General features: G+C 41.0%; 11 protein-coding genes. 4 read left to right on the top strand and 7 right to left on the bottom strand.

Annotated features, from left to right (window positions below):
- Positions 1-356: 356 nt before the first annotated feature.
- From OGI71_RS22165 to OGI71_RS22150, 4 genes are all read right to left on the bottom strand, one after another.
- On the bottom strand, positions 357-2072 hold the full coding sequence (locus tag OGI71_RS22165) for a GMC family oxidoreductase (protein WP_282251995.1): 1716 nt from the start codon (positions 2070-2072) through the stop codon (positions 357-359).
- A gap of 7 nt (positions 2073-2079) precedes the next feature.
- Positions 2080-2568, bottom strand: coding sequence for a gluconate 2-dehydrogenase subunit 3 family protein (locus tag OGI71_RS22160; protein ID WP_282251994.1), 489 nt, complete (start codon positions 2566-2568; stop codon positions 2080-2082).
- A gap of 87 nt (positions 2569-2655) precedes the next feature.
- Positions 2656-3315, bottom strand: coding sequence for an HAD family phosphatase (locus OGI71_RS22155; protein WP_282251993.1), 660 nt, complete (start codon positions 3313-3315; stop codon positions 2656-2658).
- Between the two features lie 36 nt (positions 3316-3351).
- Positions 3352-3987 (bottom strand): hypothetical protein, encoded by a 636-nt coding sequence (locus OGI71_RS22150; protein WP_282251992.1) that lies wholly within the window; start codon positions 3985-3987, stop codon positions 3352-3354.
- Positions 3988-4346: 359 nt separating this feature from the next.
- Between OGI71_RS22150 and OGI71_RS22145 the strand changes: the two genes are divergently transcribed.
- The 4 genes from OGI71_RS22145 to OGI71_RS22130 all read left to right on the top strand — a co-directional run bounded on the left by OGI71_RS22145 (position 4347) and on the right by OGI71_RS22130 (position 8848).
- Complete coding sequence (locus OGI71_RS22145; protein ID WP_282251991.1) at positions 4347-4958, top strand: fumarylacetoacetate hydrolase family protein; 612 nt, start codon at positions 4347-4349, stop codon at positions 4956-4958.
- A gap of 9 nt (positions 4959-4967) precedes the next feature.
- Positions 4968-6692 (top strand): M23 family metallopeptidase, encoded by a 1725-nt coding sequence (locus tag OGI71_RS22140; protein WP_282251990.1) that lies wholly within the window; start codon positions 4968-4970, stop codon positions 6690-6692.
- Positions 6693-6820: 128 nt separating this feature from the next.
- Positions 6821-7288: a thioredoxin-dependent thiol peroxidase gene (gene bcp / locus OGI71_RS22135; protein ID WP_282251987.1), complete on the top strand. Its 468-nt coding sequence runs from the start codon at positions 6821-6823 to the stop codon at positions 7286-7288.
- 90 nt (positions 7289-7378) lie between these two features.
- The gene (locus OGI71_RS22130) at positions 7379-8848 is read left to right on the top strand and encodes a glycine--tRNA ligase (RefSeq protein ID WP_282251985.1); all 1470 of its coding nucleotides are present in this window, start codon (positions 7379-7381) and stop codon (positions 8846-8848) included.
- Positions 8849-8993: 145 nt separating this feature from the next.
- Here the strand turns inward: OGI71_RS22130 and OGI71_RS22125 are convergent, their stop codons facing one another.
- The 3 genes from OGI71_RS22125 to OGI71_RS22115 form a co-directional block, all read right to left on the bottom strand.
- Positions 8994-10436, bottom strand: a complete 1443-nt coding sequence (locus OGI71_RS22125; protein WP_282251983.1) for a hypothetical protein — start codon at positions 10434-10436, stop codon at positions 8994-8996.
- A gap of 76 nt (positions 10437-10512) precedes the next feature.
- Positions 10513-12231, bottom strand: coding sequence for a M64 family metallopeptidase (locus OGI71_RS22120; protein ID WP_282251981.1), 1719 nt, complete (start codon positions 12229-12231; stop codon positions 10513-10515).
- Positions 12232-12389: 158 nt separating this feature from the next.
- The gene (locus OGI71_RS22115) at positions 12390-13250 is read right to left on the bottom strand and encodes an AraC family transcriptional regulator (protein WP_120260239.1); all 861 of its coding nucleotides are present in this window, start codon (positions 13248-13250) and stop codon (positions 12390-12392) included.
- Positions 13251-13288 lie beyond the last annotated feature (38 nt).

The following is a 13288-nucleotide window of genomic DNA, read 5'->3' as shown; positions in this document are numbered from 1 at the left end:
AATAATACTAGAAACGTTTAGTTTAATTTAGTTTTCCCTTATAATCGATTATAATAAAAGGTTTTAGCTCATAATCCCTTCCATTATAATTTTTTTCGATTTAATATCCTTCCCTCAAAGCATCAACTTTATCTCAATTTTAATTGATCGCTATAAGTACAGAAAAAATGCTAAATCGCTTTTGCTTTTTTTGTAAAAAAATTTGGTTTGTTCGTTTGGTTTATACTGTTTAGTTTCTGTTTTTCTTTTCTTATTTGGTTATGTTTTTCTGGTGTTAATATCTTAATTAAGGCTGTAATTTAGTGTTTTAATTTCAGCTGGGAAAGATTTATTTCCAAAATCTTTCCCAGCTGAAGCTATATATTTCCCTTCTTCATTTCGCTGATGGCATAATCCACGGAACGTGCTGAGAACGCCATGTAGGTCAATGAAGGATTTTGCGTTGATGTCGAAGTCATACAGGCACCATCCGTAACGAAAACATTTTTTACCGCATGCATCTGGTTCCATTTGTTCAATACAGATGTTTTCGGATCGTGCCCCATGCGTGCGCCGCCCATCTCATGGATGTCCAGCCCCGGAGCTTGCCAATGTGTATCTGGTCGAATATTCGTGAAACCGGCATCGGTAAACATTTCGGTCATGACCGAAATATAATCTTTTTTCATTTTTTCGTCATTGTCATCATAATCGACGGCAATCTTCAACAATGGAATTCCCCAATCATCTGTTTTACTAGCATCTAGAGACACCATGCCTGATTCTTTTGGTATGGTCTCACCCATCATATGTGAACCAACCTGCCAAATTCCCAATTTCGGGTTTAACAAATTCTCTTTAAGTCCTAATCCTAGGCCAGAGCGGTCTGATTCTTTACTACGCGATGCGCCAAAACCTGCCGCATAGCCGCGTAAGAAATCTGTTTCCTGTTTATGTAGGTTGCGGAAGCGAGGGATATATCCACCGCCGGCAGGATTTCTCCCCTCTGCGGTGTAATCCAACAGTCCTTCGTATTCGGCGTAAATCCGTGCACTATAGTTGTGGAAAGCGACATATTTACCCAATACTCCACTGTCATTTCCTAAACCATTTGGAAAGCGGTTAGATTTAGAATTCAACAAGATCAGATTGGTATTGATGGCAGCTGCATTGACAAAAATCAATTTTGCATAGAAATCAATCTCCTCTTTGGAATCTGTATCAATGACCCGAACACCTACAGCTTTTCCTTTCTGTTCGTCGTATAGGATAGAATGAACCACCGAATGTGGACGAAGAGTCATATTTCCGGTTTTAGTAGCCCAAGGAATTGTTGTTGCATTGGAACTGAAATACCCTCCAAAAGGACATCCTCTCTGACAGAGTACACGATTTTGGCATTGTACACGGCCTTGATCGATGTGAATCTGGTTGGGCTTGGAAAGGTGTGCACAACGTGCAGAGATCACCTTACGCTCCGGAAATTTTTTCTGAACTTTCTCTTTAAAATACTTCTCTACAATATTTAACGGGTAACCAGGCAAAAATTCACCATCTGGCAGCTCTGGCAGTCCATCATGATCCCCAGCGATACCGGCAAACTTCTCTGCATAAGCATACCAAGGCGCTAAATCAGCATAGCGTATAGGCCAGTCTACGGCAAAACCATCACGTGCAGGACCTTCAAAGTCAAAATCGGACCAACGCTGCGTCTGTCTCGCCCATAACAAAGATTTTCCGCCAACCTGATATCCTCGGATCCAATCAAAAGGTTTTTCCTGTATATAGGGATGCTCCTTATCTTTCACAAAAAAATGTGCAGCATCTTCATGAAAAGCGTAACATTTGCTGACAATCGGATTTTCTTCCTTCACTTTATAAGGCATCTCATTCCGATGTTCAAACTCCCAGGGCATCATATTCGTGGTTGGATAATCCTTAATATGTTGCACATCGCGTCCACGCTCCAATACCAGGGTCTTTAGTCCTTTCTCACACAATTCTTTTGCAGACCAGCCACCACTAATTCCCGAACCTATCACGATAGCATCATAGGTCCTATTTTTTTCACTGTCAATATTTAGATTTGCCATATTGGATTTATCCATTAATTTTTACCGCACCATTGTACGGTCCCGGAATAAGCTGATAGATCACCTTATTCTTCATCACATATTCTGAATTTAGATAGCCCTGGATCGCACGTGATTTAAAGATCTCAAAAAAAGTCTTTTCATCCGTTTTATCGGTTAGGTTGGCTAACTTACTTTCTGTCTCTTTGCCATTGGCCAGATTCAGCTGTTTCCTTAGTTTGTTAAAACCAGAGACAAATTTCTCCTGGTTTTCCGACGACTCACAATCATCCACCATCTTGATCACAAACAGATGCAGATTCAGTTCCTTCCCGCCCGGAGTATCGGTTTTCGGGATAAGGACATCGACAAGATCAGCTAAAAACTGCTCGTCTTCGGCCGATAATTTCAGCTTATTTAATACAATAGATGCACCACCATCATTCAGACAGGATGACAAAATAGTCAATCCGCCAGCGATAATGAAAAATTGCTTTATTGCGGTTCTACGGTTCATAATCAGAGTTCCCTTTACAATTCGGTAATATTACGTATATCCGAATAAAATTACAAATGCTAAAACGATTAAATTATATGGTTGTCCTTAAATCCAACCGGATAATAGCTGTTTTGCCTGTTGCAAGTTTTCCACAATGTTATCAACAGCTGTTAGTCTAGCACGCTCCACCTCCTGTTTTGTCACGGCAATCAACTGTAAACCAGCACCCAACGCAGACCGACTTCCTGTTATCGTATCTTCAATCGCAACGCAGGATGCTCCTGGTAAATCCAGTTTTGACAGCGCCAGACGATAAGGTTCCGGATTAGGCTTCGGAAACTCCACACATTCTCTTGTCACAAAAAATTCAAAGTAATCCAACAGTCCATGTTTTCCCAAAACGGTATCCACTGTACTACGGTAACTTGAGGTCACTAATCCAATCTGGATGTTATTTTCTTTGAGGTAGACCAAAATATCTTTCGCAAAAGGCATCAATTCGATATCGCTCATATTAGAATCAGCATAGGCGGCACGTGTCCTTTTCCACATATGCTCCTCAGTCGTATCGTACCCATAGTCTTCAACCAGGCGTTTTACATTATGTGCTAAGGTATGTCCGGCAAAATCCCGGATCCAATCTTCATAATTTATCTCCAGATCAAATTCCTGTTTTAAGATAGGTGCCCAATTTTTAAAATAGAAATATTCCGAATCGATTAATGTACCATCCAAATCAAACAATACGGCTTGTAGTTTATTCATAGTGTTAAAGATACACAAGTCCCCTGAAAAATCCTATTACACAAGACCACAATAGGTAGAATTTGAAAACTCTCCGGAGAAGGTATCCCACACACAGACATACACATGATAGTCAAATTTTTTCAAGCTCAGACCGGGGATTCTGAGTGAAATAGATCCCTTATTTACCTCGGCGATACCGATTTTCATATCACCGGGCGCATCGAGATTGATTAATGCCAGATTTACCTTAAATACATGATCGTTATAGATCGGGACAGCGGTCCATTTTAGATGAAGCATATCATCCTCTTTCTCAATCTGACAGTCGACCAACGGCGGCAAGTTACCGGCAAAGACAAGGAGATTTTCCGGGTTAACAAAAGGCTTATTCTCTGCATCGAGTTCCAGTGTTTCCGTAAAAATATGCCTTTGTGCGAGCTGAAAAGCACCAATACGGTCGCCCTTTTTGACTTGGTATTGATAGCCAAAATCCAATATGGGACGGTTATGTTTAGCAAATTCGCCGGCGACCTTCTGTTTACTGCGGTTCAACAATTCTTTTTCTGTTGGTGGCGAAGTACGTCTCTTGCGTGGTCCCCGTGCAACATTCTGTCCATTTAGCATATACGCATTGACAGATCCAAATTTACCCGTGATGGGGCCATTAGGCCCATGATGTAAGATTGCCATATAATTACATTTATTCTATTCAACAATTCGTTCTAACATAGAAACACCTTCGTCGCAAGAAGGTTTTAGCTAAAACTGTTGTAACTATATTTTTACAGGGTATTTACTTAGGGTTAATACGGATTTACCCCTGTTACTCCCCTATTATACCCCTGTTAATCCCCTATTATTACCTTATTATTTTTTAAGTTGGTATTAACCAAGGGTTAAGAAAACTCGATGCATTGCCCTACTTTTTGGATAAACATGGTACATTTGCTAAGTTTGTTGATTCAAGGAGCAAAAGAATAGTATGTAGAACGTTCTACATCCCCATTCAGCTCTTGAGATTCGATACAGTCATTATATATTTTATATCCATGAAAATAATTGCTATAGGTCGCAATTACATCGACCACGCGAAAGAGCTCAATAATCCAGTACCCGAAAATCCCATCATATTTTTAAAGCCCGATACCGCGGTCTTAAAGGACAATAAAGATTTCTATTACCCCGAATTTTCCAAAAACATTCAGTTTGAGACTGAAGTCGTTCTCCGGATCTGCAAGGAAGGTAAACATGTAACGTCCAAATTCGCCTCGACCTATTATGATGCGATCGGTCTCGGAATCGACTTCACTGCAAGAGATCTACAGCAGGAACTTAAAGCGAAAAGTCTTCCCTGGGAACTGGCAAAAGCCTTTGATCACTCCGCTGTGATCAGCAATTTAATCGCGAAAGAAGAAATCGGTGCTGTCGATGCCATTGATTTCTCTCTGCAACAAAATGGACAAACTGTCCAACAGGGGAATACTAAGGATATGATTTTCTCCTTTGAAGACCTAATTGTCTATACGTCCAAATTTATTACCTTACGCAAAGGTGACCTGATCTATACAGGCACCCCGGTTGGTGTTGGGTCGGTCGCAATCGGTGATCTCTTGGAAGGATTTATTAGGGAACAAAAGATGTTTAGCTGTAAAATCAAATAGGGAGGGGAAATGATAAAAAAAACAGCAATTTTACTTGGTGTACTGACCTTGGCCTCTAGCCTCGCCCAAGCACAGGATATTATCAAAAGTCGCAATTATCCGCAGAATTATTTTGTACGGCCAATGGATATCGCTCCCCAGGCATCGGGCTCATTTGGTGAGTTGCGGGCAACGCATTTCCATGGTGGCGACGATTATCGCACCCAGCAGCGCATCAATATTCCTGTACACGCGGCGGCGGAGGGTTTTGTCTCCCGTGTACGTGTACAGATCGGTGGCGGCGGAAATTACGTGTATATTGACCATCCAAATGGATATACCTCCGTGTATATGCACCTGGAGAGCTTCAATGCTGATCTGGCAAAAATTATAAAAGACGAACAGTACAAACAAAAACGCTTTGATGTTGATGTCTTTCTCAAACCAAATCAAGTACCTGTCAAAAAAGGTGAGTTTATTGCCAACTCTGGAAATACTGGTGGTTCAGCGGGACCACACCTGCATTTTGAGATCCGCGATACCAAAGCACAACTGCCATTAAATCCACAATTGTTTGGGCTGTTATTTCCGGATGGAGTAAAACCATTGATCAGAGGTATAACAGTTTATGACCTTGGCCGAGAAATCTTTGATGAGAACACACCGCGCAGGCATCAGACGATCAGACCCATCGGTGATGGAAATTATAGTTTGACATCAAGTGCCCCTATTCCGGTCAATGGCAACTTTGGTCTTGGTATCAATACTGTAGACAGACGTGGTGGCATTTCCTTTACCTATGGTGTTTATTCGATTGAACTATTCCTTGACAATAAAAATATCAGCACCGTACTCTTTGAATCCATCCCCTTTGACCAGACCCGTGCGATTCAATCGTATATAGACTACCCTTATCTGAAGAAATCTGGCGTCCGTGTACAAAAGAGTTTTAAAGACCCCAACAATCCGATCAATATCTACAAACAACTGGACAACCTGGGTATGATCGAATTAAAGGACAATGAGGTTCATGATGTAAAATATGTCGTCAAGGATGTTCAGGGCAATAAAAGCGAACTTAATTTTAAGGTTCAGAACAACCCTTCTTTAGCGATCAGCCATAAATCAGCCGAAGGGCTCAAAATGTTTCATTATGCCGATGAAAACAAATATGAGGCTGAAAATGCGCGCGTTTATATGGGCAAAAACATCCTCTATAACGACCTATATTTCAATTATTCCCAAGGTGCCAAGCCAGCGAAAGGCTACTCCGCTGCGCATTACATCCACAACAGCTATACACCTGTATTCGGGTATTACAAACTGATGATCAAACCGGACTACAGCCTACCAGAAAGCTTATATAGCAAGGCGCTGATTGTCTCCACAGATGGTGGAGCGCAGGGTGGGAAATACGAAAATGGCTGGGTAGTGGCCAATGTGCGCGAATTTGGCGGCTTTTATGTGGCTGTTGATACCATTGCCCCAACCATCAGTGCACGTAACCTGACCGATGGCAAGAATGTATCCAATCAACGCTCCATAGATTTTACCATCAGTGATAATCTTTCAGGAATAGATACCTTCGATGCCTATATAGATGGCAAATGGGCCCTGATGAAATATGATCCCAAAACGAGACACCTGTGGCACGACTTTGAATCCAATCTGAGCAGTGGCACCCACAGTTTCAAATTAGAGGTCAAAGACAATAAAGGAAATTTAAAAACATACGAAGCCTCCTTCAGCAGATAGTTTATCTGCTGTGCGTGGTACATCCTTCATGTGCTTTTATTCTTGGATCATTTTAGAAACAAGTCGAATGTGCGTGCTGGATTTTCATCGAATAATATTGTATCTTAATAGACTAAATAGAACTACATATGGCAACACTAGAAATAGGACAACAGGCACCGGATTTCAGTGCAAAAAATCAACATGGTGAAACGGTCCATCTTTCAGATTTCAAAGGAAAAAAGGTGATTCTCTACTTTTATCCGAAAGACAATACTCCGGGCTGCACGACCGAAGCCTGCAATTTTAGAGACAACTATCAATCACTGAAAAAAGATGGCTTTGAAATTATCGGTGTTAGCATCGACAACGAAGCTTCACATCAAAAGTTTATCAGCAAACACGAGCTACCATTTCAACTTCTTGTGGATGAAGACAAAAGCCTTGTAGAGGCCTATGGTGTATGGGTTGAGAAAAACATGTACGGGAAAAAATATATGGGTACAGCACGCACTACCTTTGTGATCGATGAGCAGGGCATCATTCAGCACATCATCAAAAAAGTGGACAACAAGAATGCATCCCAACAGATACGTGATTTAGGGATAACTAAATAAGTCTCAGGCTTGAATAAAGAATAGGGAGAAAATCTAAATACTCAATACGCAATACTAAAATCTAAATACTAATATCTATATTTGCCACTTATGAGCAAACAGACAGACGATTTTTTCAAAAGTGTAGTATCACACGCGAAGGAATACGGTTTTGTATTCCAATCGAGCGAAATATATGACGGATTAAGTGCCGTTTACGATTACGGTCAATTAGGTTCTGAACTTAAAAACAACCTAAAGACTTATTGGTGGAAATCCATGGTGCAATTGCACGAAAATATTGTCGGTATCGACGCGGCAATTTTCATGCATCCAACCACATGGAAAGCATCTGGTCACGTGGATGGGTTCAATGATCCAATGATTGATAATAAAGATTCCAAAAAGCGTTACCGTGCCGACCAATTGATCGAAGACAAAATTGCACGTTATGAAGCAGACGGCAAGGCTGCAGAAGCAGCAGCGCTTTTAGAAGCGTTAAACACTGCATTGAACGCGGACGATCTGGCTGGTTTAAAATCAATCATTGAAGAGCATAATATCGTTTGTCCGGTTTCAGGCACCAAAAATTGGACTGAAGTACGTCAATTCAATTTGATGTTTGCCACACAGATGGGTGCCATGGCAGATGGGGCGGATCAGGTTTATCTTCGTCCGGAAACTGCCCAAGGTATTTTTGTTAACTTCCTGAACGTTCAGAAGACAGGTCGTATGAAAATTCCTTTTGGTATTGCTCAGATCGGAAAAGCTTTCCGTAACGAAGTCATTGCACGCCAGTTTATCATGCGTATGCGTGAGTTTGAACAAATGGAGATGCAATTCTTCTGCCGTCCGGGCACTGAACTGGAGTGGTACAACAAATGGAAAGAAACACGTTTAAAATGGCATTTAGCACTGGGATTTGATCCGGCTAACTACCGTTACCACGACCACGATAAATTGGCGCATTATGCCAATGCAGCTGTGGATATCGAGTTTAACTTCCCATTCGGATTTAAAGAAGTGGAAGGTATCCACTCCCGTACGGATTTTGACTTGAAACAGCATCAGGAATTTTCGAAAAAGAAAATGCAATATTTTGATCCGGAGATCAATCAAAATTACATTCCTTATGTCATCGAGACTTCCATCGGATTGGATCGTTTGTTCTTAACTGTTCTATGTAATTCATTGGTAACAGAAGATCTTTCTACAGCAGAGAAACAAGATTCTCGTGTTGTATTGAAATTCCCTGCAGCATTAGCACCAGTGAAAGCTGCTATTTTGCCTTTGACGAAGAAAGACGGTTTACCAGAAAAAGCGCGTGAGATCCTGAATACATTAAAATTGGATTACAATGTCCAATATGATGAAAAAGATGCGATCGGAAAACGTTACCGTCGCCAGGATGCAATCGGTACGCCAATCTGTATTACTGTTGACTACGATTCTTTGGAAGATAATACCGTAACAATCCGTCACCGTGATACCATGGAACAAGAGCGCGTAGCGATCGCTGATCTTGAACGAATCTTAAATGATTTAGCAGGTTGGAATACGTTGCTAAAAAAATTGCTATAACAAATAAGCAAAAACCCCTTACGGAGAATAGCCTATCAAAAAGACGCTAAGGGGATACGAATAAAATTAAATAAAATAGGGTTGTCCGAACGGGATAACCCTATTTTATTTAATTCAAATTGGCGCGTTGGATTGACTTTTTTAATCAGTATTCTATGACTACATTATCGCGCCATTTTTCATTTTTCATCACCTGAAAGCCTTGACTTCCAGTTGCTCCATCGAGCAGTTTTCCCTTAAATAGAAGCTGTACATTATTTCGAATTTCACTGCCCAGGTCAAATGTGCGCATAAGTTCTCCCTTTCTGAAAATGTGCAACTCGTATTTGACTATCTTATTTTCTGGGAGATCACCCATAAACTGATTAAAAACAAAACTTTTCGAGCTGCTGCTGAAATTGGGAATAATACGTAAGAGAGTCTTATCCACTTGTTCATCTGCCCCAGTTGCAAAAGGATAATATCGGAAGGGTTTATGCAGCTGTTTGACCTGAATGCTGTCGACAAGATCCAACCCCTCGACATCCGTGCATTCAAATTTAACCTCGCTATAGATACGACTCATCGTCAATACTCTTTCCATGGATTCTTTCACATCAAAAGTATCGCGTACCGCAAATATCGCAGCAGACTGCTCACTGAAAGCATTAGATACTGATAGACTCCTAAGATCCGTCACCGATGCCGGAATCATTAAGGGCAGCCCTGAATTTTTGGATAGTAGGCTCAGGTAGTATGTTCCCATCGGTAAAGCGATATTAAACTTTTCTTTTGCATTGAGTGTACCCGCCTTAACCAGCAGCTTGCTATTGGCATCGAAGATATGGTAATACAATTTATCGGGCAGAACCGATTGATCTGTCGTCCCCATAATCTTAACATTGTCCATTTTAAACGTTCCTGTACTCTCGTTGTAGTTACTTCCGCCTTCCCTATTGCCCGAAAATAAGGCGATTTTTAACCAACACTCCTGAGCGGCAACCAGATTAATCGACCGAAGCGACTGTTCCACGACAAATTTGGCGGAGGTAGTGAGATTTGGCGGATAATGTAGGGTATCCGTGAGGTTTTTGAATGTTGCCCCTTGATCTGTTGAATAACTCAACAGTAGAGCACGAGGCCCAGTTCCGGAGCTATTGGCATCAAAGGACAGACTTGCTAACGTAGCGATACTCGAACCAGATATCTTGATCAAAACCTCTTTGGCCCCTTTGAAACTAATGCCTTTTCCGGACGTTGGCCAACCGGCGACATAGCCATAGTCGGTCTTACCATTGTTGTAGTCAATGACAGCGGCATCCTCAAGCGCCAGGGTCGGGTCCGCATTACCGTTATCAAAATTCCAATGGTAGAGGAGTTGATTTTCGGTGGTACTTCCGGTGGTCGAAGCACTTTTAAACCTGGGCGATTGTGCTTTCAAGGGTGTGACAATCGTTTCAAAATCCTTGATTTTGAAGGTTACTGCATGCGTTTTTTCATTGCTTTCATCAGGAAGTTTTGCATTTTTCTTACAGGATGGTGTTACGGCTAAAATCACGATGAATAGGCACGAAAAAATTCCCCAAGTAGACTGGGTTTTCGTTTTCATAATTATGAATGATTTATAAGTTAACTAACCGGCAGATTAAAATTAACTTATAAATCCCTAAGGATCAATAGTGTAACTAAAAAATTACTTCCGTGCGATCACTCTTACAGGTTGTTTCTTTGTCTACCTTTTGGACGTAGACTTTTCGGCCAGTAGTAGTCCGTTCTAGGACAAGCATATTATTTGCACCCGTCGGACGTACATATTCTCCATTGAATTCGTCCCATTCATAGATTGGTTTACCAGCGGCATCTGACCAGATGTAATTGTAACGTGCATCCGCTTTATCCTGTATGATCAACTGTACCTTATTTTTCTTTTTGTTAATCTTGACACGGATATCTTTGGGTTTCTCCACTTTGGGCAGTGTTTTCAATAAGACTTCCGATTCCACGGAATGCTTGTCTTTCCAATGTGCAACGACATGATATTTTTTGGAGGCGGAGACCTTTTGGATCACCACATTGTTTCCTGTTCCGACGGATACAGCAGTCAGGGTCTCAAACCAACGGTAGACAAGTCCAGCGATAGGTTTTTTAACCGTAATCACCTGATCTCCACCAAAACAGGTTTCGAGTGTATCTCCCCAGGTATTGATAGGTTTTGCAAGTTCATAGGATTTAAGCTGATTAAATTTCCATACAATGGAATCCCTATGGTTTACATACTTCGGATCGCGGAGCAGATCTGTTGTATCTTGAATAATAACTTTCAATTCGTTCGCACCAATGCGCAGCATTCCCGGATCCAAATAGATCGAATCGATATCATGGGCAATAGCTTCATTATTTAAGGACCATACCAGCTTAAATGTATTCGGCGACGGTTTTGCTAGCTGTAATGTAAATTTCTGAATGCTATCTAAGGTCAATACATTATTCAATACCGGTTTTACAGCAATAAAAGGGCTAGATTTTTGCTTGATTGAAGCTACAAATTGCTCTTGGCAGACGGGGCAAAAAGGGGCAACAAGATATTGCATTTTACAATACTCATGTGGCCTGAACCAGTTGGACGGAGATCCCTTCCTGCCATAAGAATAGATCCCTACACCATCTTTTCCAAGCCAATGTTTCCAGGGAACAGCATTTGCAGCGGCCGTTTGAGAGCGGTTGACAGATTCAATAGCATATTGATTTCCTGCCCAATATTCATCAGCCAGTTGAGCAAAGGAATGCCCGATCTCATGGACAGCGATGTCATTGCTTTTAAAGTTGACCGTCGAGGTGGCCCACTTTCCACCTGATCCACCATAAAATGGTGAATTGACCAATACCACCACTTGTGTATAGTTGGGGATATGTGTTTTTAACACTTCTTCAATACGCTCATTTTTTTGGGGCACTACAAGGCGGTGTAGTCCACCATTGTCAAAGCTGCTTCCAAAAATAGTATTGGGATGCGTGACTGGCACAGCATGATCTCTAGTGAATTTATTGTAACGGCTTGGATATTTGCTGAGGTCGGTGTCACCGTGTACACAATCGCTTGCTTTGCAATCATGCGCAGCACCGGATTGTTCAGATACCGTCCGAATCGCAAATACATTAAAGAAACTGCTGTATTGTTTAAAAGGTTCTATTGAAAAAAAATAATTTGTGAACTGCTTGGAATCTTCTGCGTAATCGTCCAGTTGATCTTTTGTATAACCATCGCCCAAAATGACCAGGTTCACTATATTTTTGGCTGTCCCTTGGTATTGCAAGGTGTCAATCTTGAAATTTTGAGATTGCGCTGTTGCAGGCATCAGATAGCACAATAACGCAAACAGGACAAAAATTAAATTTTTATTCATCGGAGTAACAATCGTTAGACTCCAAATTTAAGGTTTTCGTATCCCTAATCGTTACATTTTATTGCCGAGTGCTTCTCCGATATTGTCCACTGATGGGAGCTGTAAGGTCATACTACGCACCTCTTTTCCGATAATATTTTCAGTGTACCAACAATGGCTTAATCCCGCATCCGATGTTCCTGCACATATTCACTTGGGGAATGTTTTGTGATCTTCTTAAATACCCTATTAAAATTGACCACATTGTTAAACCCTGTTTTAAATGCAATATTGGAAACGCTTTCGGAGGACTCGTCAATCAACATCTTGCAGGCCCGTTCAATTCGGATTTCATTCAGGAAGGTCACATAAGTCTTGCGGGTGTGCTTTTTAAAATACTTACAAAATGCGTGCGGAGTCATGTGAGCTACTGCTGCGATATCTTCAAGTGAGATTTTATCACCAAAATGCTGAAAGGTATATTGAAATATTTCGTTGATACGCAAGCCTTCCGCGTCCGAAAATTTCTTCTGGGGAATTCCCGTATATAGGGAGGTCCATTGATCGACCTTTTTACTCAAAAAATTGATCAGTTTTACAAAGGATAATAAGCGATCTATTCCGGCGCTTGTATTGATCTGTACAAATTTATCTTTGAGGGCAATAGCATGTTCGGCATCCAGTTTCTTACTGACATTGATGTGTTCCAAAAAATATTTGACATCGTCAAATTCAGGGAAATCTAGAAAAGATTTAAAATGCTCGTAGTCGAAGAAAATATGAATCGCATGAATGCCGTCCTTAATATCCTCTCCTGTTTTAAACATATGTGGTTCATCTGCATCAACGATATAGATTTCATCCTCTTCAAAACTATGGGTAAAGTTGCCGATCATAAAGGTCCCCCGCCCTTTTAAGATATAGGTCAATTGGATCTCTTTATGCCGATGGTAATTGCTATAGAAGGAGGGCAAGATATCCTCTTGCACGCAAATAGATCCTTGATAAACCACCGGAACCGTAAATTGAACAACTTTCATCGTCTATTGAAATAACAAATATTAAACCGTTAATTCAA

The sequence above is a fragment of the Sphingobacterium sp. ML3W genome, from assembly GCF_029542085.1.
In the GTDB taxonomy this organism is placed as follows: domain Bacteria; phylum Bacteroidota; class Bacteroidia; order Sphingobacteriales; family Sphingobacteriaceae; genus Sphingobacterium.
This window is presented reverse-complemented; position numbering and strand designations above follow the sequence as displayed.

What these genes read in the sequence shown, in the direction of transcription:
- OGI71_RS22165 (WP_282251995.1), bottom strand. Translation starts at nt 2,072, where the DNA reads ATGGCAAATCTAAATATTGACAGTGAAAAAAATAGGACCTATGATGCT.
- OGI71_RS22160 (WP_282251994.1), bottom strand. Translation starts at nt 2,568, where the DNA reads ATGAACCGTAGAACCGCAATAAAGCAATTTTTCATTATCGCTGGCGGA.
- OGI71_RS22155 (WP_282251993.1), bottom strand. Translation starts at nt 3,315, where the DNA reads ATGAATAAACTACAAGCCGTATTGTTTGATTTGGATGGTACATTAATC.
- OGI71_RS22150 (WP_282251992.1), bottom strand. Translation starts at nt 3,987, where the DNA reads ATGGCAATCTTACATCATGGGCCTAATGGCCCCATCACGGGTAAATTT.
- OGI71_RS22145 (WP_282251991.1), top strand. Translation starts at nt 4,347, where the DNA reads ATGAAAATAATTGCTATAGGTCGCAATTACATCGACCACGCGAAAGAG.
- OGI71_RS22140 (WP_282251990.1), top strand. Translation starts at nt 4,968, where the DNA reads ATGATAAAAAAAACAGCAATTTTACTTGGTGTACTGACCTTGGCCTCT.
- bcp (WP_282251987.1), top strand. Translation starts at nt 6,821, where the DNA reads ATGGCAACACTAGAAATAGGACAACAGGCACCGGATTTCAGTGCAAAA.
- OGI71_RS22130 (WP_282251985.1), top strand. Translation starts at nt 7,379, where the DNA reads ATGAGCAAACAGACAGACGATTTTTTCAAAAGTGTAGTATCACACGCG.
- OGI71_RS22125 (WP_282251983.1), bottom strand. Translation starts at nt 10,436, where the DNA reads ATGAAAACGAAAACCCAGTCTACTTGGGGAATTTTTTCGTGCCTATTC.
- OGI71_RS22120 (WP_282251981.1), bottom strand. Translation starts at nt 12,231, where the DNA reads ATGAATAAAAATTTAATTTTTGTCCTGTTTGCGTTATTGTGCTATCTG.
- OGI71_RS22115 (WP_120260239.1), bottom strand. Translation starts at nt 13,250, where the DNA reads ATGAAAGTTGTTCAATTTACGGTTCCGGTGGTTTATCAAGGATCTATT.